The sequence below is a fragment of the Haloferax sp. Atlit-12N genome, assembly GCF_003383095.1.
Classification (GTDB): domain Archaea; phylum Halobacteriota; class Halobacteria; order Halobacteriales; family Haloferacaceae; genus Haloferax.
The window spans coordinates 20,413-40,098 of sequence record NZ_PSYW01000006.1 but is presented as its reverse complement, the minus strand read 5'-3'; the positions used below and the strand labels follow the sequence as shown (position 1 = coordinate 40,098).

Here is a 19,686-nt window from a genome sequence, read left to right as displayed (position 1 = left end):
GTGACGACGGTGCGTGTCAAACATCGTCTTCTCCCCAGACCTTTGACGGATGTTCGACGACGTTGCACGCCGCGTGCGGGCCGTCGTGCCCCGCGGGCTTCGAGCACATGAAGTCGCCCGTCTCGTCGGTCTCGTTGCAGGCGTCGGGCGTCGCCGTCGCGTACGAATCGCCTTCGAGGGGGCAGTCACACTCACTCATCGCGACCACGCTCCGGGCAGGACGGACGACAGCGCTCATACCCGCAGTGTGAGCAGAGTTCCCCGTTGGCGATCTTCTTGATGAACTTCTCGTGTTTACACTCGAACCCGTCTGCGTTTTTGCCGCTCCGATAGTGAAAGTCGGGACATTCGCAGACTCCTTCGCGGATGTCCACGATCCACGTGCTCCCTGAGCGGAGATTCGAGACGGCGAACATGCCTGGCGCGATGCGTTCCGCCGAAAGTGGCTCGACTCGGGCACGGCGGTCGCGGTCGCTCATGGTTCCGGACTTAGCGACCGCCATCAGCCGCGCACCTCCAGCGTGCTCATCGTTGGAGACCGCTGTCCCCACAGTCGCTTACACGTTTCCGGATGCTCAAGTAGCCAGTTCGTCGCTTCGCGCTTAGCGGCTTCGACCTCCGAGGCGTCTTCCCAGCCTTCTTCGACCCACTCGTCGCCGTCGACGAGGACGGCCCGACAGCGCTCGGCGCAGATCTCCATCACGCGCTGGTCGACGACGTCATGCAGTTGCAGAGCCGCACTTGCAGTATCCGATTCGACCCTCGCGTCGTAGTCGTCGGTGTCGCCGAGCTCACGCCGGCGCTCATCACGGACGTCTTCGACCGTCGCGATGGCGTCTTCGAGCTGGGCAAGTTGGTCGTCCTCGACGACGTCGTCGTGCACGCCGTCGCAGAGGATGCGATGGTCGAACTCGTCGGTCGCAGTCGACCGGTGATCGACGCGAACGCGCCGGGCGGCGCGCGAGTGGATGTCGTTGCCGCGCATTACTCTCCGACCTCCGGGTGCTTCTGGGCGATTGGAGCGAAGCGCTTCGCGCCCGACCCAGACTCGTCGAGGTCGCGTTCGTCGGCGATGAACGCCCGGTCGATCTTCTCGAACTCGCCCTCAAGAATAGGGTACCAGCGCTCGGTGCAGCGCTCACCGTCGGCAGTTACGTAGAGAACGGCCTCTGCGTCCCCCTCTGTCTTACGAACAGGGTTTTGTATGACGCCGTGGCGGTGGGCGACGGCGAAGACAGCGACCTCGTGGTCACCGTCATCGGACGCTTCGACTTGGTTGCACGCACGGAGCTTCGCCTCGGTCATCGGGTTGATAGCGCCGACCGGGACGAATCGCGTAGCAAGCGATTCATCGTTGGTGCTTTTACGGTGGACTTGTTTCGTACTCATGCTTTCTCACGGAAGCGCGGTCGGTGTCTCAAGCACCGGCCGGCCATTCTGGCCGACGTACCTCGCTTCACACCTACAGGTAGATCTGCCAGCAATATAAAACTATGCAAAACATAGTGTATAGCATAATGCAACACACTATTTATTACATACCGCATCGTACTATGTGGTGTGGTACTCGATGAGTAGCGCGATGGCGAATAACGATATCAATCGAAGCTTCGACCCCAGCGATGGGGAAGACCAGGTGCTGGATGTCTTCAAACGTGGCCGTGAGAACGGCGACCCGTGGGGGCGCGCTAACCCGCGGTACATCATTGACGAGACTGGCATCTCGAAGTCGAACGTCGAGTACCACATCCGGCGTCTGAGAGATGCCGGATGGATTCGCAAGGTGGCTCGCGGACTCTACGAGTTCGTTGAGGACCCGCGCGAGGAGGAAACAGATGACGACTCGACAACAACACCCACAACCTAACCGGAACGAACAGTTTCTCTGGAGGGTCACGCCGTGAGCGACCGCGTTAGCGTCGATCTCCACGGCGACGATCTCCACAGCGCACTCCAGGCGGCAGGTGCAATCAACAAGCACAGAGTCCAGATCAAAATCGACACGACCGGCGACGAGGCGGCGTGCCAAGTGGCCGCGCTCAACCCTTCGTCGACGTTGATCGCGACGGGTCCTGTCCCGATTCGCGCGCCGTCGACGGCCAACGCGGTCGAGACGACGGTCGCCGTTGACTTCGGGTCGCAGGCGAACGCGGACGTCGGCGATGTCGACTGGTTCGAAATGCTGTGCTCCGCCCTCGACGACGAGTGGTGTGAGCTCCGAATCGACCGCGACCAAGACGAACAGACGACGGTCACGCTTTGCCGCGATGGCGACGCCCCTGATGACGAGCGCTGGGGGTTCGTCTTCGAGACAGCGCCCGCCCCAGACATGCCGACGCTCCCGAACGTCGACCACACCCAGCACATCGAGGCAGACGGTACTCGTGCGCGTGGCGTGCTCTATGGTCTCGCTCGTGAGTCAGATGACGGGATCGTGTTCCAGACGGAGGCTGACTCGGCGGCGTTCACAGCGTCCTCCTACGAGGGTGCCGGAGACATCGAGCTGCTGATCGGTCACCGGACTCGTGGTGAGGGCGCTGAGTCGGCGGTCTTCGGATGTGACTTCATGCAGACGATCGCCGAAGCATCTCCGGCCGGCGAGACGTGGCGGTTCCACATCCGCGACGAGTTTCCGATGTTCATCCAGGTCGGTGACGTGACGTGGGCGATCGCGCCGCAGATCAAGGGACTCGGTGGTCGCGATGACTGACCACGAGTCGCTCGTCGCGACCAACGGCTTCGAGCACGTTCCAGCCGACCTAGTCGAGGACCGTCTCGTCGTCCGGTGCAGGACGCCGGACATCGAGCCGGAGCTGTGCGACGGCTGGGTCGACGAGTTCGAGATCGAAACGGATGCTGTCCGCGCCGATGGCTACGGGAAACTCCACTTCCCCGAGCACGTCCGGACGCAGTGCCCCGAGTGCGGCGACCGCGTGCTCGAGATCAACGGCGTCGAGGTGACGTTCCATGGGTGACTCTCGGACAACCGCCGGAGGCCGATCCATATGAGTGATGAACAACTTCCACTCGACGCCGGCGGCGAAGTCTCGCTGCCCGTCGTCGACGTCCTAACTGGCCGTGGGTTCATCACGGGGAAGTCCGGCTCAGGTAAGTCGAACACGGCGTCGGTCATCATCGAAGAACTGCTCGACCGGGGGTTCCCGGTCTTGATCGTCGACACCGACGGCGAGTACTGGGGCCTGAAAGAGGAATTCGAACTGCTCCACGTGGGCGCTGACGAAGAGTGCGACCTGCAGGTCGGGCCCGAGCACGCCGACAAGATCGCGGAACTCGCCCTCGAGGACAGCGTGCCTATCATCCTCGACGTCTCGGGCTACCTCGACGATGCCGACGCGTCGGAACTCGTCCGCGAAACTGCTTCGACGCTGTTCACGAAAGAGAAGAAGCTCCGCCGGCCGTTCCTGCTGCTCGTCGAGGAGGTTCACGAGTACATCCCCGAAGGCGGCGGCCTCGACGAGACGGGGAAAATGCTCATCAAAATCGGGAAGCGTGGCCGGAAACACGGCCTCGGGCTCTGTGGTATCTCCCAGCGCCCTGCGGACGTCAAGAAAGACTTCATCACCCAGTGTGACTGGCTGATGTGGCACCGCCTCACCTGGGAAAACGACACCAAGGTCGTCCGCCGTGTCGTCGGGTCGAGCTACGCCGATTCGATTCAGGACCTCAACGACGGCGAGGCGTTCCTCCAGGCGGACTTCCTCGAAGCCGACGTCCAGACCGTTCAGGTCAGACGCAAGCGCACGTACGACGCCGGCGCGACGCCAGACCTCGAAGAGTTCGAGCGCCCCGAGTTGATGAGCGTCTCGGGCGACCTCGTCGAGGAACTCCAGGAGATCTCCGAGCAAGAGGAACGTCGCCAGGACCGAATCTCGAAGTTGGAGGCGCAGGTCGAGTCGCTGCAGGACGAGAAGGCGGCGCTCGAAGAGGAGCTGCAGAACGCGCGGGACATGCGCGACATGGCGAGTCAGTTCGCTGACGCCATGCAGGCGACCGGTAACGGTGGCGTGGCGTCCGAGAAAGTTGAGGACCTCGTCGAAGAGCGCAACCGCCTAGAAGGCCAGCTGGAAGAGCGCGAAGAACGCATCAACGAACTGGAGGCCGAAGCGCAGCAACTCCGTCGGGAACTTGATTCCCGTCCGGAGATCGGAGAGCGCGCGGTCGAGGCTGTCGATGTGTTGGCCGACGAGTTCGGCGTCGGTGATGCGGACACCGAAACCCTCCGCCGGAAGCTCAAGCACGCCCGTGAGCGCATCGAAGACTTGGAGTCTCAACAGCCGACTCCGGATGACCTCGACAGCGACCCGCTGGAGAACCGAAAGGTCAAGACGGTGATGAATGACGTGCGGTCGCGCCTCAACGACCTCGACGAGAAGAAACAGCAGATGCTTCGGTACTTCATCGTGTCAGGGCCCGCATCGCAAGAAGACGCGTACAAGTACGCTGGTGGGAGCCCGACCAGCAGCACGAAGTCGAAGAAGACGCGGGACCTCATCGAGGCCGGCTTCGTGAAAAAGGTTGGTCGCGGAGAGTACGTGTTCGGTCTCCGAGACCATCTCTGTGACCGGCTAAACGGCTTTTCAGAAGCAGAGGTAGACCGCGTCTACGGTGAACTGGAGTCCGAGATCTACGAGGAGGTGATTGACTCGTGAGCGAACTGTCCGTACTCGAATGCGACGCTTGCGGCGACCAGACACAGTTTGGGAGCCACGAAATGGTCGAACTGACTGTGCGCCGGCGGTCGGCGGCGAGCCCGTTCGTCGTCATCGACTACACCGTCCACGTGTGCAAGTCGGAGAACCACGACGTCCGTATCGCGGCACTCCAGCAGTTTGCTTACGTCGGCTACGACGCCTCTGAAGGCCGAATTGTCGGGGCGGCGATAGACGGGTCGATGGCGTACCACGAGAGAGGGAACGTTGTGATTGACCACTACGAACCGGTGTTCGAGTTTCTTGACGAGGAGGTTCTGAACTAATGGACGACGACGTTCGAGATGCCGAGCGCGAGATTCGAAAGGCAATCCGCGATCTCGGCTACGAGCTATCGAAAGTCTCGGTTGAGGGTCGTCGTGATGAGTGGCGGCTCGAACTCGAGGTCGATGTCACGCCCTCCGAGAGCGACTACAAAGTGGACGGTGAACTCAAATGAGTCGCCCGACCGGCATGCACGACCCGGCCCACGACTGGGAGTCGGTTGCGGATCTCGACGGAATCGACCTCAACGAGGGAAAAGGCTGTCCGCACTGCGGCGGCCCGGCTTCGAATCTCCACGAAGGCCCACCGGCGGGATACTACCACTGCGACACGTGCTGGGCGAAGTGGGCGGGCGACATCGAGAACGCGTCGCTCGTCGAGGAACCGATCTACGGACCCGTGGGGACGAAAGATGAGTGACGCAGCTCACGACGACAAACCCACGCCACCGGTCCCGCCGACGGACACGACGACTCGGCCGTCGGGGCGCGGAACGCGGACGGTCTCCAGCGACGTCGTCGACACGTGCGACTGTGGTGGTACTGTCGTCGACGAAGAGGTCACGACTGGCAAGTTTGTCATCGGAATGTGGGACGCCGAGATGTTCGACTCTGACGAGTTCTCGCTCCATACCGAGTGGGAGCAGACCGAGCGGCGCGTCCGCTGTCGGCGCTGTAACGCGGGGTATGAGTACTGATGCACGCTTCACGGATTCCGACGGAACAAGCACAGCGCGCGAAGAAGAAAGCGAACGAGCAGTCAACGCGTCCGTACAGGCTCATTAGCACCCTCTGCCCGGCGTGCAACCGCCCGGTGACCATGTGTGAGCCGAATCCAAACGAGTACGTCGTCGACGACTCGCAAGGAGAGTTTGGCAACGACCGTGCGGCGTTCGAGTTCTCTCCGGCGACGATCATGGACGCCAATCACTCGAACCCGTGGGATGCCGTCCACGTGGTCCCCGAGAAAGTCGAGTTCGACACCGAGCCAGATCAACTGCAGGTCATTGCCTACAAGCACGACCTGTCAGACGAGGCGAGCCAAGCGTTTCAGGACGCCCTCGACGAGATTAGGAAGAACGAGCGCCGCGCGGCTGAGAATACTGGACTGGGTGAGTTCCATGACTGACGGACCACCAGAAACGTGTCCAAACTGTGGCGACGAGCACATCGACGTTCGCGAAGACGTCGGCGTTTGGGCGTGGACATGGGTCTGTTCGGTCTGTTTCCACGGCAATGCTGAACTCAAGGAGCAACACCAGCATGACTGAAAGTCTCTCGATCCAGGCGCTTACGGTGACAAAAAACACAGACACGTGCGAGATGCCGGACCACGCTGGCCCTCACGAGGGGCTTGCAGTAGTCCAAACGAACGGCGAACAGACAGTCCTCTGCGAGCGCTGTCGCGACGGCCTCCAGAACACGACCATCGTCAGGCACCTCGACGACCAGCGCACCGGCGTCGTAGTGGTCGGCCTCCCTGGCGCGGGGAAATCAACCGCGGGAGAGATACTCGTCGACGAACTCGACGGGCTCGAACTCGAAACAGGTGACATCGTCCGCGAGGGCGCGTGTGACCACTTCGACGTCGCGTCGACTGAAGCGCTGTCGTCAGACGAACTCGGCGACTATTCGACGATGCGGCGGGACGTCGACGGCGGCGACTACGTCGCACACGACGTGATCGAACGCCTCGAGGCGACCGACGCGTTCCCCGACCAGCCCGCGGTTGTGATCGGGATGCGCGACACCGAGGCGCTCGTCGCTCTGGAGCTGTGGTTCCACACGCTCGAAGTTGTCTGGGTGCATGCCCCGTTCGACGAGCGCCTCGACCGACTCCAGGGCCGTGGGCGGCAGGACGAGAGCGACTTCGGGCAGGAGGACCTCATTCGTCGCGACGGCCGTGAGTCCATGTGGGGGACGCCCGAATGGGCGTTCTGGGCCGACGCGAAGGTCTGGAACGGCCACAGTCCCGAGATGCTCGAACAGCGGGTCCGAGCGGTCGCGTCGCGGTTCCCGTTCTCGTCGCGACCGGCGTTCAATGCGCGCACCGAAAGCTCTGAGCGCATGGCGTGCATGGAGGGACATGATGAAGCTTAGCGACCTATGTAAACTCCCGGACCTTCCGTTCATCGGCGGGTTTGCAGTGCTCGCGGTCGCCCCACGGACGCTCATGTGGGACGTCGCCGGCGTCGGACTGATCGCTGTCGGCCTGGCGCTGTACCTCCGCGAGGACGTTCGACAAGCACGCACTGAACGCGAGGAACGCATGGAACGCCTGTCGCGCATGGAGGGGCATGATGACTGATTCGCGACTCCTTGCCGAGTGGACTGACCGCCCGTACGTCTCGGTCCGCCGGCGCAACGCCGTCGTCGAGCACCGAATCCGGCTGCTCGCGTACGACCACGGCGGTGTCGACGTCGTCCACGAAGTCCGATCGGACGACGACCGCGCAACAGAGCCCGCCGAGTGGACGCGTCGCGAGGCGCACGAAGTCCGCGGCGGCCGGGTGACGAAGGTTGGTGGTAGCCGATGAATTCGAGCACGAGGATTTATAAAAACGAGCAACAGAAGACAGCGGTTGAATTGCTATTATCCGAAGGCATTGCAGTCAAACCCCACGATGACGGCAGGATTGATGTATATCTGAAGGCCGGAGATGTGGTATGGGCTGTGACGACTGAACTCGGTGATTACTACGTCGAAACGGTTCGTGGATTCCGCAACGAATCGCCGTTCAAATCAAAGGTAGAGCTTGCACCAGAGGTATTGCGCGATGAATAGTGACGATTCAACGTCCCAGTCCGAGACTCAGCAGGTCGACGGACGCATCGTTGAGGAGTCGTGGGACGAGCGGCAGATGGGTGTCCGAGTTGAGCGCTGTGTTCGAAAGCACCCGAACGGCGATATGAAACGCATTCGTGTCTTTCGGAAAGAGAATGCTCGATTCGCCTCGCTTGACGGTGAGGGAGAGACAGTTAGCGAGCAGCACCGAGAACTGGTAAACCTCTCTCCGCAAGCGGCGACGGAAGTTCTGTTCGGGCTCGCAGAAGCGCACGGCTACCGACTGGAGGAAAAGCGATGACGGTTGAAAATCTACACATCGACGATGATCGCGGTCTCTGGATACCGCCACGACTCCGCAAGTTCGACCAGCAGGTCGTGTTCAGGACGCCAAGCGGGACTATCCAACACTTCGGGACAGAACCGCTCGACGCCTATTACGGTATGATTGACGAGAGCCATTTCGGAGACATTGACCAACTGGACGGTGCCCGGAACCCGCACCTCGCACCGAACCGTGTGTCTATCAAGCATACTGGTGGAGATGCTGAGACGTTTGACGTGGAGGGCGTTGTCGAATGACTCTCTACAGATGTCCGCGATGCGGTGACGAGACGGCGACGAATAGCACGTGCGCGGGGCCGTTCGAACTCCCGCCGACGCTTTACTGCGTCCACGACGCAACCGGTGAAGCTGTTAAGATGCGTGTGGAGAGTGAGGCGGACCTCCGTGAGGAGGTGATGGTCGATGAGTGAGTTCGTCGACAACCGCGCCGACGCGGTTCTTTCTGACGACGGGATGTACCGCTACCGACTCTCGCGGACGTGGGACGCCGACAAGCCGACGGTCGCGTTCGTGATGCTGAATCCGTCGACGGCCGACGCAACCAGCGACGACCCGACGATTCGGCGCTGTCTCGGCTTCGCAAAGGAGTGGGGCTTTGGGTCGCTCGTTGTCGCCAACCTGTTCGCGCTCCGAAGCACGGACCCGGCGGCGCTGGCGGACCACGCGGACCCGGTCGGGCCGGGGAACGACGCGCACCTGCAGGACGTGTGCGACAGCGCCGAGCGAGTCGTCGTCGCGTGGGGTGCGAAAGGGTCGCTTAACGGGCGTGCCGAGGCAGTCACCGACCTGCTCGACGACTACGACCTCTACGCGCTCGACACGACCAAGGCCGGTCACCCGGCCCATCCACTCTACCAACCGGCAGATGCCGAGCTGACGAACTGGGTCGGTGATCAACTGTGACTGACGCTGCTCCCGCTCGCTGCGACTACTGCAGTCTCCCAGCCGTCTGCTCTGGTGCAGACCTCGTGTACCCGCGGAAACGCTGTCCGCGGTGTTGTCGCGAGCATCGACAGTTCGGTGGCGTCCACGGCCCTAACGACTATCTCGCCGGGCACGTAGCCGCGGAGGCGGTTGAGATATGACTGACGGTACGCTCATCACGACGACGGGTGACGAGTGGCACCACTCTGTCGCGTTCGATGGCGCTACTCACACGACTGCCTGCGGTTACGACCTCGATGTTCGCGACGTCCAAGCAGTCGACCTTGAGGTCGATTTTACTCGTGACGACGTGTGTCGTGAGTGCCTCCCCCAGCCCGACGAGGGCGACGTCGTCTACGTCGATCGCTCGAACGAGTCCGGGGGTTACCGCGGCGTCGTCGAGGACGTCAAGGACACGTCCTACGGCGGCCGGATGCTCGTCCGCTGTGAGGATGCGTCGTGTTCGAAGGCCACGCCCGGAATGCGCTACTCGGTCGGCCTGAGCGCCGACTGGACGGTGGTCGACGATGAGTGAGGCCACACTCCCGGGAGCCGCTGAACGCGCGACACAGGACGCGCTCGACGAGCCCTACTGTCTGTCGTGCCGACGGGCAGCATGGAAGGATCACAACTGGAAGTACATCGGCGTTGGTGGGTTCCTCACGGGACCGTTCTGTAGCCGCGAGTGCCAATTCACCTGGCTCTTGGAGGATGACGATGACTGAAGACGACGTCAACATCGATCGAGCGGTGATGATCCTCGAAGATCGGGTCTGGGATGGCGACGATGAGCGGGCGTGTCGTGATGCGCTCGAACACCTCGATGCGGTTCCGAAGTCAGCGCTTCGAGACCTTCGCGAGAAGTACCAAGACCAGCACGAAAAGGCCCAAAGTGCTGGTTTCACCGCGGAGTACACGATGATTGAGGCATTCCTTGACGACTTAGACGAGGTTCTCGACGATGGCTGACCTGCCAGCGTGGGCGATCAAGCTTCCAAACGGAGAGATTGGTTGCTCTGTGTGCGGTGCGACGGCGGCCGAGCTCCCGGTTCGTCACAGTCCGAACTGCATTTACCGACTGGATGTGGTGGCATGACTGACCGCCCCAACGGCGCACTTTTGGGCGTCATGTGGGACCTGAGTCGTCGCCTTCAGGCCGGACAGAACCACGCGCTCGTCGAGGGCGCCCCCGTCGACGCGATGCCTATCTTCGAAGGGTACGACCGAGCGCTTCACCCATGGGTGCGTGGCTGGCGACCTGGTGAGATTCGTGAGACGATTCGAAGAATCTGGTCGCAATGACTGAAACAACCGGTCCAACACAGGGCAGGGATCTCGGTTTCGTCGAGACGCCGACCGGCGTCGCCGACTGCATCGCGAACAACCTCATCCACCGCGGGAAGGACGGCCGCGCGCTCTACCCCGGCCTCGGTCGTGGCCGCATCCGAGACGCCGTCGCGAGCGTCGCACGGCGTCGGAACGCGACGCTCGATGAAGTGGGCGTCGAGCGCGACTGCGAGCGCATCGCCGAGTTCCAGGACTCCCACCCGGACGCCGATGTCGATGTCCGCCACGCGAACTTTCTTTTGGACCCGCCAGACGGCGAGTTCGACTACATCGCGATGAACCCGCCGTACGTCCGCTACAGCGACATCCCAGACGACGAACGGGAGGCGTACCGCGACGAGTTCGACCTCGCGACCGGGAAGTTCGACCTGTTCCACCTGTTCGTCGAACAGGCCACACGACTCCTCGCAGACGACGGCGTGTTCGTCATGGTCATCCCGACGACGTGGTACGGGAGTGCGGACGACTCGTTTCGGGAGTTCGTCGCCGACCAACGGCCACACAACCACGTCCTCGTGCCCGACGACGCGTTCGATGCGGCGGTCAGCACGTGCGTCCTCGCGATGGACAACATGCCCGACGGCGGGTCAGCGCTCCGGCCCCGAGAGAACCCCCACCCGTACGACCTGATGGACCTCGCGAAGTGTGGGACCATCGACAGCGCGTACTACGACCGCGTGTCTGAAGAGTCGAAGCGTATCTGGCAAGCTCGACAGGGACGTTCGCAGACGCAGAGGCTCCGAGGACAGACCACTATAGCCGAGTTCGAGTAAGCATCCAGCCTGATGACTGCAGTGCTGTCCTCGCGATTTCGTCTCGAATAAGTTTTTGTGCAGCGACGCCTCGTTATTCCCGAGGCGGCTGCGGTCCACGACGCCGGTACTGATTGACAAGCCAGACGGCGGTGTGGATGATCGTAGCCGTCGCTCCTACTGCGTGTAGTGTTTCAATGGGACTCATTAGGTCCGCCTGGCGCACTTGCGCCGATATCTACCACGTGGTTCCACGTAAAAATGGCCCCGATTTGGACTCACCGCAATATGTTGTTCGCACGTATTAGCGCGCGTACGCGTATTTATCGGCGTTTTCCGCGTCTGACGTGGTTATTTGAGTGCATGGAACGACGTGCATGACGAGCATGCAATGACAATTCGAATAGGTGTGACGAACCAGAAAGGCGGCGTCGCGAAGACGACGAACACGATCAACATCACGGGCGCGCTCGCAGATCGTGGCCTCGACGTCCTCGCCGTCGACGCCGATCCACAGGGCTACCTCACGCATCGCCTCGGCTTCGAAGACGAGTACACGGCCGACCCGCCGACGTTCTACAACGCCTTCGCGAGCCCGAATGACTACGACGTCCGCGACCTCGTCGTCGCTCACGATGAGTTTGACGTTCTCCCGGGGAACATCGATATGTTCGCGCTCGAGCAGGACCTCATCGCGAGTGGGATGCGCCCCCGGCAGCGCCTGCAGATGCTGTTCGAGGACGTCGACGACTGGGACGTGATCATCTTCGACGCCCCACCGTCGCTCGGTCCGATCAACGACAATGTCGTCCTCGCGACCGAGAACTTGCTCGTCCCCGTCCGCGCTGACGAGTCGTCGAAGCTCGCTGTCCAGCACTTGCTGCGGCAGCTCGACACGCTCGACGAAAACTACGGGACGAATGTCGCTATCTCTGGCGTTGTCGTCTCCGACGTGCACTACCCACTCGACAACGAGCAAAAGCGGATGCTGGAATGGTACGAGGAGCGCTTTGAGGGTCGTGTCCCCGTGTGGGTTGTCCGCCACCGCGCCGCCATCGAGCGCACGGTCAACGCTCACTGCTCGATATTCGGTGACGAAGCAGAGGACACGGATATGACCGACGTCTACGCGGCTATCGCGGAGGAAATCGACCAATGAGTGAAGACGAGATCAACAACCGCCTGAGTCGACGCCTTGGTGGCGACGCCGGCAACGACCAGGACGAGAGCGACGACGCACCGAGTGAAGAGAACGCAATGAACGCAGAGAATGACGTGCACGTACGGAATCCATGGGACGCAGAGCGTGTCAAGAGCGCGTGGAACGGAATGACGTTCTACTTACCTGACGCGATGAAGGACCGTCTCGACACGGAGTACCAGCGGCTCACCTACGAGTGCGACTTTGAGTTCCTGAAAGACCGCCATCTGAAGCCGCTCGTGATTGAACACGGCCTTGACGCCGTTTCAGAGATGGATCCCGACGACGTCCACTCCGCGCTCGCGGACCTCGAACGCGAATATTCGACTGAAGAGTAGCCACCTACAACTATAGGTTGTTCCCCACCGATAGATTTATTACACTACAGGCTATAGTTGTAGGTGTAGAAGGACAATGATGGACTACAAGCTCACTCAGACGCAGAACGGAACGGAAATCTTCGCCGAAGCAACGACTGGGAACAAGCAGTGGGTCGCGATCATCACGGACACCCACCCCAAATACAACTACGAGCGCGAATTCGTCGCGTACCAGAAGCCGAAGACGTCGAAGCGCTTTGACGGCCGTGCGATGGTCGAAGAGGGCGACGTCGTCGAGATGGTCCGCTACACGCACTCGGGGAAGAACGACACGCGTCGCTACTACCAGTTCGTTGGTGGCGAACTCCACCAGATCGAGAAGACCGACATCACGAAGGCGCTCTCGGAGATCGTCGTCGACGTCGCGACGCCCCGTGACGTGGACTTCGACGAGCTGCAGTCTGCGGTGACCGAGCGCCACGACTGCGACGAATGCGGCCAGACGTTCACGAGTGGCCACGGACTCGCAGTCCACGCCGGTATGGTCCACGCGGATGATGGCGAAGAGGAGGACGAAGCGGGCGACGATTCGCCGGTCGCGACGATCGATGCACCCGTGGCAGTCGCTGACGGCGGCCGTGTGGCCGACGACGATGGCTTCACGCTCGACGACTACCCAGACGAAGCAGACGTCGGCGAGCGCCTCATTGGGCTCGACGAGTGGGGCGCGTGGTACTACGACGCCGACGCTGGTCGCATCCACAACTACAAGCGCGAGGCAGGGGCCGACGAAGTCGAAGCAAAGCGGACGCCCATAGTCGAGACTGAGGGTGCGTGCGAGGTGCTTGAAGGTGAGGACCTCGTCGAATTCATTCGCGATCTTGACGCGGTGACCGAGCTCGGCGACAGCGTCTTCCACGGGCATGGTGGTGTCCGGAGCTGGCTCGAGGTTGAGCACACCGACGCAGCAGTACGCCACTACCGCGCCGACGGTCATCTCTACGCCTACCGCGACGGCGACGAGCACGTTGTCGTCTCCCGGGGCGACGAGCCGGGAACGCGCTGGAAGCACCGCACTTCGTCGACGGTGGAGCGGCCGGTCCCCGGTCAAAAACGGTGGACGATTCCTGACAACTGGGAGCAGCGAGTCTACTCCAAGCGCGACAACATCGCGTACGCGCTCTACTACGTGCCGGAAGCGGACGTGTGGGCTCGCGTTTCGATTCCGACGAACAATTGGCTCGTCGACGCATGGTATCAGGTCAAGGCCGTTGGCGACCTCGATGTCAAGGCCGTTGGTGATCTCGCCAGCCGTCACGATGTCCGCCAACTCGCCAGCGAGTTCGAAGACGACGGAGATGACGAGATGGCTGTGGTTCTCAAAGAGGTCGCCCGTAACTGGAACGTTGTCGAAGAGGACGTTCGTCACGCGACCGAGTGGGTTCTCGACGAAGGGCTCGACCAGATTCGTCCTGGCGATCAGCCGATCCACGCTGATGAGGGCTGGCAGGTCGAGTTCCATCAGGATCGCGTGTTCCGCCCCGGAGATGCCATTAAGCACGCTGTTGACTTCTCGGGGTACGACGTCCCCGTTTCGGCGCTCTTGGATGTTCTCTCCGATCTCGGCCTTCCGAGCTACTACCGATTCGAGCTGGTACTCGACAGCTCCGAGATCGACATGGAGTACTACGTTCGAGGTCTCCTCGAGGCCGGCGTGTCGTCGGCCGAGGCCCTTGACTACTACTTTGTCGAAGTTGACGGAATGAGTCAGTCAGCGTGGGGGCGTGCGGCAGGCAAGTCCCAACAGACCGTCTCGAAGAACGTCGCCGGCGCGAAGAGAGTGCTTGATGCGTAGTCGAAGAGACGACTTGCTTCTTAACTAACCGATTTCTATCGCGATATACGGTTTGTATCGTCGTTGAGTATGAAAAGGCCGTTTGGATCCTATTCTTCGACGGGCGTATCCGGGGGTAAGCGTACGGAAAACGGTGGTTCAGGGGTTAGTGTACTGTCACTCGTCAGGATAAACTCACTTATTCTGAAATATGCCAGTGGCTATGGAAAAAGTGAGCGACAGAACAGCTACGCAGTTAGTGGAGTCTTTGCCGAGACCGAATCCCAGATGAGTGCGCCTTCAGCGAGGACGAGTGCGAGCGCTGCGAGCACGCGAAGCGGGACGAAGCCATCGGTGATCACGTCAGTCCCGAGCAGAAGTAGGCCGAGCGAAACGAGGACCAGCGTAAGAAGCCGCAATCGGGAGACTTTGCGGGGATAGAAGTGGAGGATAGCAGAGGCAGCGATAAACCCCACAGTACTCGCCGACATCATCAGTGCGTTGACGGCGTCGAGAACCACCGCCTCAGTCATCGTTGCCTCCCGTCGAGTCGTCGGCACCCTCTTGTGCATTGAACCAACCCTGAACCGCGCCAGAGAGCGCGCCGGCGAGCTGGGACTGCCGTCCAGCGACGATGTCGACTCCCAGTAGAGCGGACGTCGATGCGCCGAACCAGAGGATTTGTGTTTGAGTGAGCGTTGCGAATCCGAGGGCGTCGGCGAGCAGCGCCGCGGCGAATGCGACCGCGAAGATGAAGCCTGCCCACGCCCGGGCTTTTTGCTTGTTCATTCATGGGTTCGAGGGTCTGTGGCTACCGCGCCGGCCCCTCTCGTCGGCGCGGGCGTCCGCGTGTGCTCGCCCGTCGACGTGGTCGACCGAGTCATCACACATCGCTGGCTTCCAAGGTTATTTGACAATCGGACTAGAAGAACAGAGCACGAAGCGCGTCGCTATTAATTAGCGGTGTTCGTTGAGTTTCGAACACCATTGATATCCCAAACGGTGAACCCGCCATTTGAGTAAATCCTCTGAGCGGTGGCGTCTTGTCCCAAACGCTCTGCGTCCTCACGGGTTTGATAATTGATAGATGACTGGCGGTTCGGTGGCTCACGCTTCCACCACTCGAAGTCTCGCGTCTTCGTTATCAGATATGGGCCATCTGGGAATGTTTGACCAACTGTATTGTTTTCTGCGTATCCGTAGTGGTCGGGGAGCACAGACGTTGATGATCTGAATGCCCAATCCTCGTATGTCACGTCGGGTCGTAATTCGCCGTCTCCAAGGAAAACCTCAATTTTGTGGCTCATTGCATTCGACTCAACCGCTCGTTCAGCGCTACGTGTACCGAGGAACCATTCGGAGCCACTAAATTCTTGTTCGGTCACATGTCGCGTTTCCGCATAGACGGTGAATGGCGCGTAGATCGACAATAATAGGATTGAAACGACCGCCGCTACCCGGGCACCTGTCCAGAGTACTGAATCATGGTCGGTTGATAACAATTTGGTGAGTGCCCATGCAACGAGCAATATTGAAGCAAGGATAGTCACTTGGTTGGATCGATACGCACCTTCTGCGACAAAGTCGCCGGCGAACATAACGACGCCGAGCACCCCTCCACCGACATAGATTGCAGTACTAATTGTTGGCCCCAATTCTCCACGCCCCCGTGCTGAATAATAGATGACGATGAGGGCAACTAGGCCCGCAAGCCCCAGCAGAAGTAGCAGCGGACCGTACTCCAAGACCACATACCGCCAAATCAGTTGGGGAATAGTATACCCGCTGCTCGCTGCTCGACTGGCTCGCGCACCCCCTGTTGACTCAAGTTGGGTTATCGAGATGGCGATATCTCGGAACAACATCTCGAGCCCCCTCCGGCCGAAGTACCACGTGTAGTGCAAAACCGGGACTGCGATGATCCACGCAGTAGACCTGATCGAAAATCCACTTTTGTTTTGGGTCCGCTTGCGATGGATGTATTCGCCAATGAGAGCGAGTATACTGACCCCAACCATTACCAAAGACGTCATTGGATGAATGAGCGTGATTGCAGAGGTCAGAATAAGGAGCCCAACTTGATCACGGCGCGACGTCTCTCCTAACCGGGTTCGGTAGAACATCAAGAGCACCAGCGGGATTAGTGAAAACGAGAGAAACCATGGGAAGATGTGCTGTAAGTACTTCCCGTAAATAGGGATGCTCGCGACAGCAGCAGCCACAATTCTGGCGGAGGGATGTTCAAACAATTGCCCACCTAAGCTTGCGATACTCAGCACGAACATAATTGTCATCAGGTACGTGAGTGCAGAGCCAACGGCGCTGGACGTCACTCCCGTGACCGAAGATAACATCGCTAAAAAGCCATGGATTACTGGATAAACCGTTTCTGGAGGATACACACCCGTATTCAACACGTACCCTGCGTACCCATGATGATGCAGAAGATCGCCACGAGGAGGGGCCCACATCCGTAAGCCCAATAAATGTGGTAACTCCCAATACACGCCGTAAGCGACGAACAACAGGACGAGTCCTGTTCGCCAGTCAGTTCGCCAATCTCCCCGGTCCCCACGGAGAATCAGGACTGTTGACGAGACAACGGTTATGACCAGACCGGCCCATGTCACCTGTGAAAATGATTTAAAGAAATCGTATGAATAGCTGCTCTCAGCGCTTAAAACAGCTGCAAGAGAGAACATAGAGATGCCTATGCAAGAGGCAATAGTGAGCCCTTTCGATACCCCCTTAGTGTTAATCTTGGATCGTATCATGATAGAATGCGAGCATTCCTAACATACCGAGGCCAAACGACGCTGCAAATCCGATAATATAGGTGATCAGAGTTGGCTGCGTGAGTTGCATAGCTGGTGGTGTGAAGATGAGCAAGAGAGAAGCCGAGATCCCAATTACTGCTGAGGCCGCGTAATCACGATAAGATAAGACGGAATCGCGACTCATTATCCATATCTTCAATTGGGGAGTTAAAAAACTGTCTGTCAGAGTATATTTCGGCTGATTCTGGCGGTTCCAAGATGCCAAAATTCAACTCAGTCTTTCAAGACGGTGAGTCGCTATCTGTAGTCTCACGCTGGTGTGATGGTCGTCGTGTTATCCCCTACACGAATCCAATCACCTGCACTCACGTCTCCGTCGAGATCGAGCCAGTAGTAGCCGACAGGCGATCCGTCACCACCATTGTGGAACGCCTTAGCACCGTTTTTCCCGCCAGTTATGTTTGCCAGATTTCGCTTGACAACTGGCTGATTATCTATCGTGACTGTATCCGTGCCGTTGATGTTCCAACTGCCACCAGTTGCACTATTTCCTTTCCAAGTGTTTCCACCACCACTTCCCTCAAAGCAGAGGGCAGACGACCCATTGTAGACGATGTGATTGTCGATAAAGCGGACGCCCGTTGCAGGGACATTGATGGCGACGTTCCCACCTGCGTTTGTGTCGTAGTTCTTGATTGTCGTCCCACGGACTTCAAGACTACCACTAAATGCGGGGTCGATATCGACGGCAGTCTTCCAGATATTGCGAAGATCCCCGTCTATCCATCGGATGTTAGTTCCTGTTCCGTTAATGGATAGGCCCATGTTACAGTCTTCAGCGGTGTTGTCACGAAAAGTAACGTCTTCAGGCGTTCCAGCAGCGTCAGTAACAGTATATCCAGCGGTGTTGTACCCTCGTGCGTAGTTTCCTTCGAGAGTCACATCAGACGGTCCACGGACCTGATATGCGGGATTGTCGTTTGTTCCAGTCCCACGGATGGCGCGATTATAGGCTACTCGGACCTTGCTCGTAGCGGGTTGAACCCGAATGAACTTTCGATGCTCCCCGTAGCCGATGTTCCCGATAACGTCTACGTCAGTGGGTCCATCGTTTTGGTTCCCCAAGCCGATAATAGACCCATCGCTGTTGTTAGCGCAGTAGTTGTAGGCGAATCGAATGCGCTCACCGTGTGATTCGAGGTCTGTGTACGTGCGACCCCCGCCGTTCAACGAGCGGTCGTAACCGTTTAGGAGTGTGTTATGGTGGACATCAATATCTACCCCACCAGTCTGTATCCCTCGGTCCCCCACATCGTCGAGGAGAACCCGATGGATTTCAACGTGCTTTGCCGATGCAGTTGTTGTGATTCCACTCCCCCCGTCATTGTGGACATGATAGGGGGCTTGTCGAGTGAGGAACCCACCACGAATCTCCACATCCGTGGCCTGATGGACGATAATCGAATCCATACTATTATCGGGATTCGTTTGCCCGTTCGGGTTCCCGTGGTGTCCGAAGTTGACGACCTCGACACGTTCAACCGATGAGTTCCACCCCACTCGAATACCACCGACGTTACCCTCGTCTGCGACTTTGACAATCGCAGAGCCGTCCTTCGCATACGGCGACTGGAAGACGACAGTAACGTCGTCTACCTCGATGTCAAGCCACTGGTCGGTTCGATATGGTGTGTCGGGACGGGCAACGTAGACAGTTTCACCAGCACTCAGATTATTGAAAATTGTCTGAAGATCGCTCGTCGTTGAGACAATCGTATCCGCAACGCCATGTAGCTCGTCTGCACTTACCGATTCGAAGCTGATCGGAACCTTGTCTCCAGTGTCCCGATCGTAGCCGACGAGCTGTCCGTTCTCGTTCCGAATTTCGATGTCAGTCATTTAGGCCTCCGTGTCTGCAAGTCCGAATCCCGCGTTTGCTTCGATGACGAGCCGCCCGCCATCGTCCCACTCGATCGCGTCGAACCACGCTGTTCCCGACGCCGTCTCTGTCTCGTCCGACTCGACGTCAAGGACCGCTTCCGACGGCGTCGAAGTCGTCGTTTGCGTCGTTGTCGTTGTGGTGGTGGTCGTTGTGCCACCCCCGCCACCCGACGATGAATCATCGTCGTCGCTGTCGTCGCTGTCGTCGCTGTCGTCGCTGTCGTCGCTGTCGTCGTCTGATGTCGTTGTGATCGTGGTCGTTGACGTCGCTGTTGCCGTTGACGTCGCAGAGACGGTTGTCGTCGTCTCCGTCGGGACGGCGATTGTCCGCGTCCCGTTGGTCCACGTCGACGTTGCCGTCTCTGTCTCGTCTTCTGTTCCGTTGCACCCTGCGAGCCCGGCCGTCGCCCCAACGACGACCAGCAACTCCCTTCGTGTGAGCCGAGCACACATTCTGTTTGCGCATC

The 19,686-nt window shown here is 59.7% G+C and carries 33 protein-coding genes; 24 read left to right on the top strand and 9 right to left on the bottom strand.

What is annotated here, in order from left to right:
- Positions 1 to 16 precede the first annotated feature (16 nt).
- From C5B90_RS19225 to C5B90_RS19210, 4 genes are read right to left on the bottom strand one after another with little or no spacing between them, the layout of a single operon-like run.
- Positions 17 to 199: a hypothetical protein gene (locus C5B90_RS19225; protein WP_148708253.1), complete on the bottom strand. Its 183-nt coding sequence runs from the start codon at positions 197 to 199 to the stop codon at positions 17 to 19.
- Positions 192 to 503, bottom strand: a complete 312-nt coding sequence (locus C5B90_RS19220) for a hypothetical protein (protein ID WP_115883545.1) — start codon at positions 501 to 503, stop codon at positions 192 to 194. Before C5B90_RS19220 ends, C5B90_RS19225 begins: the two co-directional genes overlap by 8 nt.
- Positions 503 to 985, bottom strand: coding sequence for a hypothetical protein (locus C5B90_RS19215; RefSeq protein WP_115883544.1), 483 nt, complete (start codon positions 983 to 985; stop codon positions 503 to 505). The genes C5B90_RS19220 and C5B90_RS19215 overlap by 1 nt, the downstream gene beginning before the upstream one ends.
- The gene (locus C5B90_RS19210; protein ID WP_115883543.1) at positions 985 to 1,305 is read right to left on the bottom strand and encodes a hypothetical protein; all 321 of its coding nucleotides are present in this window, start codon (positions 1,303 to 1,305) and stop codon (positions 985 to 987) included. Before C5B90_RS19210 ends, C5B90_RS19215 begins: the two co-directional genes overlap by 1 nt.
- A 265-nt stretch (positions 1,306 to 1,570) precedes the next feature.
- On the opposite strand from C5B90_RS19210, the gene C5B90_RS19205 reads away from it, so the two are divergent.
- The 24 genes from C5B90_RS19205 to C5B90_RS19110 all read left to right on the top strand — a co-directional run bounded on the left by C5B90_RS19205 (position 1,571) and on the right by C5B90_RS19110 (position 14,522).
- On the top strand, positions 1,571 to 1,867 hold the full coding sequence (locus C5B90_RS19205) for a winged helix-turn-helix domain-containing protein (RefSeq protein ID WP_115883566.1): 297 nt from the start codon (positions 1,571 to 1,573) through the stop codon (positions 1,865 to 1,867).
- 33 nt (positions 1,868 to 1,900) lie between these two features.
- Positions 1,901 to 2,710: a hypothetical protein gene (locus C5B90_RS19200; RefSeq protein ID WP_115883542.1), complete on the top strand. Its 810-nt coding sequence runs from the start codon at positions 1,901 to 1,903 to the stop codon at positions 2,708 to 2,710.
- Positions 2,703 to 2,975: a hypothetical protein gene (locus C5B90_RS19195; protein ID WP_148708252.1), complete on the top strand. Its 273-nt coding sequence runs from the start codon at positions 2,703 to 2,705 to the stop codon at positions 2,973 to 2,975. Before C5B90_RS19200 ends, C5B90_RS19195 begins: the two co-directional genes overlap by 8 nt.
- Positions 2,976 to 3,005: 30 nt before the next feature.
- A complete protein-coding gene (locus C5B90_RS19190; RefSeq protein WP_115883540.1) occupies positions 3,006 to 4,670 on the top strand; it encodes a helicase HerA domain-containing protein in 1,665 nt (554 codons plus the stop codon).
- Positions 4,667 to 4,996, top strand: a complete 330-nt coding sequence (locus tag C5B90_RS19185; protein ID WP_148708251.1) for a hypothetical protein — start codon at positions 4,667 to 4,669, stop codon at positions 4,994 to 4,996. The genes C5B90_RS19190 and C5B90_RS19185 overlap by 4 nt, the downstream gene beginning before the upstream one ends.
- Positions 4,996 to 5,169, top strand: coding sequence for a hypothetical protein (locus tag C5B90_RS20625; RefSeq protein ID WP_158547239.1), 174 nt, complete (start codon positions 4,996 to 4,998; stop codon positions 5,167 to 5,169). The genes C5B90_RS19185 and C5B90_RS20625 overlap by 1 nt, the downstream gene beginning before the upstream one ends.
- Entirely contained in the window at positions 5,166 to 5,414 is a 249-nt protein-coding gene (locus C5B90_RS19180; protein WP_115883538.1) for a hypothetical protein, read from the top strand. The genes C5B90_RS20625 and C5B90_RS19180 overlap by 4 nt, the downstream gene beginning before the upstream one ends.
- Positions 5,407 to 5,691 carry a hypothetical protein gene (locus C5B90_RS19175; protein ID WP_115883537.1) on the top strand — a complete coding sequence of 95 codons (285 nt, stop codon included), beginning with the start codon at positions 5,407 to 5,409 and terminating at the stop codon, positions 5,689 to 5,691. The genes C5B90_RS19180 and C5B90_RS19175 overlap by 8 nt, the downstream gene beginning before the upstream one ends.
- Positions 5,691 to 6,122, top strand: coding sequence for a hypothetical protein (locus C5B90_RS19170; protein WP_115883536.1), 432 nt, complete (start codon positions 5,691 to 5,693; stop codon positions 6,120 to 6,122). The genes C5B90_RS19175 and C5B90_RS19170 overlap by 1 nt, the downstream gene beginning before the upstream one ends.
- A gap of 167 nt (positions 6,123 to 6,289) precedes the next feature.
- Entirely contained in the window at positions 6,290 to 7,093 is an 804-nt protein-coding gene (locus C5B90_RS19165; RefSeq protein WP_233512137.1) for an AAA family ATPase, read from the top strand.
- On the top strand, positions 7,080 to 7,301 hold the full coding sequence (locus C5B90_RS19160; protein WP_148708250.1) for a hypothetical protein: 222 nt from the start codon (positions 7,080 to 7,082) through the stop codon (positions 7,299 to 7,301). The genes C5B90_RS19165 and C5B90_RS19160 overlap by 14 nt, the downstream gene beginning before the upstream one ends.
- Positions 7,294 to 7,530, top strand: a complete 237-nt coding sequence (locus C5B90_RS19155; RefSeq protein WP_148708249.1) for a hypothetical protein — start codon at positions 7,294 to 7,296, stop codon at positions 7,528 to 7,530. Before C5B90_RS19160 ends, C5B90_RS19155 begins: the two co-directional genes overlap by 8 nt.
- Complete coding sequence (locus C5B90_RS20440) at positions 7,527 to 7,778, top strand: hypothetical protein (protein ID WP_148708248.1); 252 nt, start codon at positions 7,527 to 7,529, stop codon at positions 7,776 to 7,778. Before C5B90_RS19155 ends, C5B90_RS20440 begins: the two co-directional genes overlap by 4 nt.
- A gap of 297 nt (positions 7,779 to 8,075) precedes the next feature.
- Positions 8,076 to 8,360, top strand: a complete 285-nt coding sequence (locus C5B90_RS19145) for a hypothetical protein (protein ID WP_115883532.1) — start codon at positions 8,076 to 8,078, stop codon at positions 8,358 to 8,360.
- Positions 8,357 to 8,533 carry a hypothetical protein gene (locus C5B90_RS20620; protein WP_158547238.1) on the top strand — a complete coding sequence of 59 codons (177 nt, stop codon included), beginning with the start codon at positions 8,357 to 8,359 and terminating at the stop codon, positions 8,531 to 8,533. The genes C5B90_RS19145 and C5B90_RS20620 overlap by 4 nt, the downstream gene beginning before the upstream one ends.
- On the top strand, positions 8,526 to 9,026 hold the full coding sequence (locus C5B90_RS19140) for a DUF1643 domain-containing protein (protein WP_115883531.1): 501 nt from the start codon (positions 8,526 to 8,528) through the stop codon (positions 9,024 to 9,026). The genes C5B90_RS20620 and C5B90_RS19140 overlap by 8 nt, the downstream gene beginning before the upstream one ends.
- Before the next feature lie 178 nt (positions 9,027 to 9,204).
- Positions 9,205 to 9,582 (top strand): hypothetical protein, encoded by a 378-nt coding sequence (locus C5B90_RS19135; protein ID WP_115883530.1) that lies wholly within the window; start codon positions 9,205 to 9,207, stop codon positions 9,580 to 9,582.
- Positions 9,575 to 9,772: a hypothetical protein gene (locus tag C5B90_RS20435; RefSeq protein ID WP_148708247.1), complete on the top strand. Its 198-nt coding sequence runs from the start codon at positions 9,575 to 9,577 to the stop codon at positions 9,770 to 9,772. The genes C5B90_RS19135 and C5B90_RS20435 overlap by 8 nt, the downstream gene beginning before the upstream one ends.
- Complete coding sequence (locus C5B90_RS19130; protein ID WP_148708246.1) at positions 9,765 to 10,016, top strand: hypothetical protein; 252 nt, start codon at positions 9,765 to 9,767, stop codon at positions 10,014 to 10,016. The genes C5B90_RS20435 and C5B90_RS19130 overlap by 8 nt, the downstream gene beginning before the upstream one ends.
- A gap of 123 nt (positions 10,017 to 10,139) precedes the next feature.
- Positions 10,140 to 10,349: a hypothetical protein gene (locus C5B90_RS20430; protein ID WP_148708245.1), complete on the top strand. Its 210-nt coding sequence runs from the start codon at positions 10,140 to 10,142 to the stop codon at positions 10,347 to 10,349.
- On the top strand, positions 10,346 to 11,167 hold the full coding sequence (locus C5B90_RS19125) for an Eco57I restriction-modification methylase domain-containing protein (RefSeq protein ID WP_115883528.1): 822 nt from the start codon (positions 10,346 to 10,348) through the stop codon (positions 11,165 to 11,167). Before C5B90_RS20430 ends, C5B90_RS19125 begins: the two co-directional genes overlap by 4 nt.
- A 370-nt stretch (positions 11,168 to 11,537) precedes the next feature.
- A complete protein-coding gene (locus C5B90_RS19120) occupies positions 11,538 to 12,305 on the top strand; it encodes a ParA family protein (protein ID WP_115883527.1) in 768 nt (255 codons plus the stop codon).
- Complete coding sequence (locus C5B90_RS19115) at positions 12,302 to 12,685, top strand: hypothetical protein (protein ID WP_115883526.1); 384 nt, start codon at positions 12,302 to 12,304, stop codon at positions 12,683 to 12,685. Before C5B90_RS19120 ends, C5B90_RS19115 begins: the two co-directional genes overlap by 4 nt.
- 79 nt (positions 12,686 to 12,764) lie before the next feature.
- Positions 12,765 to 14,522 (top strand): hypothetical protein, encoded by a 1,758-nt coding sequence (locus C5B90_RS19110; protein WP_115883525.1) that lies wholly within the window; start codon positions 12,765 to 12,767, stop codon positions 14,520 to 14,522.
- 227 nt (positions 14,523 to 14,749) lie between these two features.
- Here the strand turns inward: C5B90_RS19110 and C5B90_RS19105 are convergent, their stop codons facing one another.
- The 5 genes from C5B90_RS19105 to C5B90_RS19085 form a co-directional block, all read right to left on the bottom strand.
- Positions 14,750 to 15,034 carry a hypothetical protein gene (locus C5B90_RS19105; RefSeq protein WP_115883524.1) on the bottom strand — a complete coding sequence of 95 codons (285 nt, stop codon included), beginning with the start codon at positions 15,032 to 15,034 and terminating at the stop codon, positions 14,750 to 14,752.
- Positions 15,027 to 15,290: a hypothetical protein gene (locus C5B90_RS19100; RefSeq protein WP_115883523.1), complete on the bottom strand. Its 264-nt coding sequence runs from the start codon at positions 15,288 to 15,290 to the stop codon at positions 15,027 to 15,029. Before C5B90_RS19100 ends, C5B90_RS19105 begins: the two co-directional genes overlap by 8 nt.
- 164 nt (positions 15,291 to 15,454) lie before the next feature.
- Positions 15,455 to 17,275: a hypothetical protein gene (locus tag C5B90_RS19095; RefSeq protein ID WP_148708243.1), complete on the bottom strand. Its 1,821-nt coding sequence runs from the start codon at positions 17,273 to 17,275 to the stop codon at positions 15,455 to 15,457.
- Between the two features lie 312 nt (positions 17,276 to 17,587).
- Positions 17,588 to 19,177, bottom strand: coding sequence for a hypothetical protein (locus tag C5B90_RS19090; RefSeq protein WP_115883521.1), 1,590 nt, complete (start codon positions 19,175 to 19,177; stop codon positions 17,588 to 17,590).
- A complete protein-coding gene (locus C5B90_RS19085; protein ID WP_115883520.1) occupies positions 19,178 to 19,672 on the bottom strand; it encodes a hypothetical protein in 495 nt (164 codons plus the stop codon).
- Between the last annotated feature and the right edge of the window lie 14 nt (positions 19,673 to 19,686).

What these genes read in the sequence shown, in the direction of transcription:
- C5B90_RS19225 (WP_148708253.1), bottom strand. Translation starts at nt 199, where the DNA reads ATGAGTGAGTGTGACTGCCCCCTCGAAGGCGATTCGTACGCGACGGCG.
- C5B90_RS19220 (WP_115883545.1), bottom strand. Translation starts at nt 503, where the DNA reads ATGGCGGTCGCTAAGTCCGGAACCATGAGCGACCGCGACCGCCGTGCC.
- C5B90_RS19215 (WP_115883544.1), bottom strand. Translation starts at nt 985, where the DNA reads ATGCGCGGCAACGACATCCACTCGCGCGCCGCCCGGCGCGTTCGCGTC.
- C5B90_RS19210 (WP_115883543.1), bottom strand. Translation starts at nt 1,305, where the DNA reads ATGACCGAGGCGAAGCTCCGTGCGTGCAACCAAGTCGAAGCGTCCGAT.
- C5B90_RS19205 (WP_115883566.1), top strand. Translation starts at nt 1,571, where the DNA reads ATGAGTAGCGCGATGGCGAATAACGATATCAATCGAAGCTTCGACCCC.
- C5B90_RS19195 (WP_148708252.1), top strand. Translation starts at nt 2,703, where the DNA reads ATGACTGACCACGAGTCGCTCGTCGCGACCAACGGCTTCGAGCACGTT.
- C5B90_RS19190 (WP_115883540.1), top strand. Translation starts at nt 3,006, where the DNA reads ATGAGTGATGAACAACTTCCACTCGACGCCGGCGGCGAAGTCTCGCTG.
- C5B90_RS20625 (WP_158547239.1), top strand. Translation starts at nt 4,996, where the DNA reads ATGGACGACGACGTTCGAGATGCCGAGCGCGAGATTCGAAAGGCAATC.
- C5B90_RS19180 (WP_115883538.1), top strand. Translation starts at nt 5,166, where the DNA reads ATGAGTCGCCCGACCGGCATGCACGACCCGGCCCACGACTGGGAGTCG.
- C5B90_RS19175 (WP_115883537.1), top strand. Translation starts at nt 5,407, where the DNA reads ATGAGTGACGCAGCTCACGACGACAAACCCACGCCACCGGTCCCGCCG.
- C5B90_RS19170 (WP_115883536.1), top strand. Translation starts at nt 5,691, where the DNA reads ATGCACGCTTCACGGATTCCGACGGAACAAGCACAGCGCGCGAAGAAG.
- C5B90_RS19160 (WP_148708250.1), top strand. Translation starts at nt 7,080, where the DNA reads ATGATGAAGCTTAGCGACCTATGTAAACTCCCGGACCTTCCGTTCATC.
- C5B90_RS19155 (WP_148708249.1), top strand. Translation starts at nt 7,294, where the DNA reads ATGACTGATTCGCGACTCCTTGCCGAGTGGACTGACCGCCCGTACGTC.
- C5B90_RS20440 (WP_148708248.1), top strand. Translation starts at nt 7,527, where the DNA reads ATGAATTCGAGCACGAGGATTTATAAAAACGAGCAACAGAAGACAGCG.
- C5B90_RS19145 (WP_115883532.1), top strand. Translation starts at nt 8,076, where the DNA reads ATGACGGTTGAAAATCTACACATCGACGATGATCGCGGTCTCTGGATA.
- C5B90_RS20620 (WP_158547238.1), top strand. Translation starts at nt 8,357, where the DNA reads ATGACTCTCTACAGATGTCCGCGATGCGGTGACGAGACGGCGACGAAT.
- C5B90_RS19140 (WP_115883531.1), top strand. Translation starts at nt 8,526, where the DNA reads ATGAGTGAGTTCGTCGACAACCGCGCCGACGCGGTTCTTTCTGACGAC.
- C5B90_RS19135 (WP_115883530.1), top strand. Translation starts at nt 9,205, where the DNA reads ATGACTGACGGTACGCTCATCACGACGACGGGTGACGAGTGGCACCAC.
- C5B90_RS20435 (WP_148708247.1), top strand. Translation starts at nt 9,575, where the DNA reads ATGAGTGAGGCCACACTCCCGGGAGCCGCTGAACGCGCGACACAGGAC.
- C5B90_RS19130 (WP_148708246.1), top strand. Translation starts at nt 9,765, where the DNA reads ATGACTGAAGACGACGTCAACATCGATCGAGCGGTGATGATCCTCGAA.
- C5B90_RS20430 (WP_148708245.1), top strand. Translation starts at nt 10,140, where the DNA reads ATGACTGACCGCCCCAACGGCGCACTTTTGGGCGTCATGTGGGACCTG.
- C5B90_RS19125 (WP_115883528.1), top strand. Translation starts at nt 10,346, where the DNA reads ATGACTGAAACAACCGGTCCAACACAGGGCAGGGATCTCGGTTTCGTC.
- C5B90_RS19120 (WP_115883527.1), top strand. Translation starts at nt 11,538, where the DNA reads ATGACAATTCGAATAGGTGTGACGAACCAGAAAGGCGGCGTCGCGAAG.
- C5B90_RS19115 (WP_115883526.1), top strand. Translation starts at nt 12,302, where the DNA reads ATGAGTGAAGACGAGATCAACAACCGCCTGAGTCGACGCCTTGGTGGC.
- C5B90_RS19110 (WP_115883525.1), top strand. Translation starts at nt 12,765, where the DNA reads ATGGACTACAAGCTCACTCAGACGCAGAACGGAACGGAAATCTTCGCC.
- C5B90_RS19105 (WP_115883524.1), bottom strand. Translation starts at nt 15,034, where the DNA reads ATGACTGAGGCGGTGGTTCTCGACGCCGTCAACGCACTGATGATGTCG.
- C5B90_RS19100 (WP_115883523.1), bottom strand. Translation starts at nt 15,290, where the DNA reads ATGAACAAGCAAAAAGCCCGGGCGTGGGCAGGCTTCATCTTCGCGGTC.
- C5B90_RS19095 (WP_148708243.1), bottom strand. Translation starts at nt 17,275, where the DNA reads ATGATACGATCCAAGATTAACACTAAGGGGGTATCGAAAGGGCTCACT.
- C5B90_RS19090 (WP_115883521.1), bottom strand. Translation starts at nt 19,177, where the DNA reads ATGACTGACATCGAAATTCGGAACGAGAACGGACAGCTCGTCGGCTAC.
- C5B90_RS19085 (WP_115883520.1), bottom strand. Translation starts at nt 19,672, where the DNA reads ATGTGTGCTCGGCTCACACGAAGGGAGTTGCTGGTCGTCGTTGGGGCG.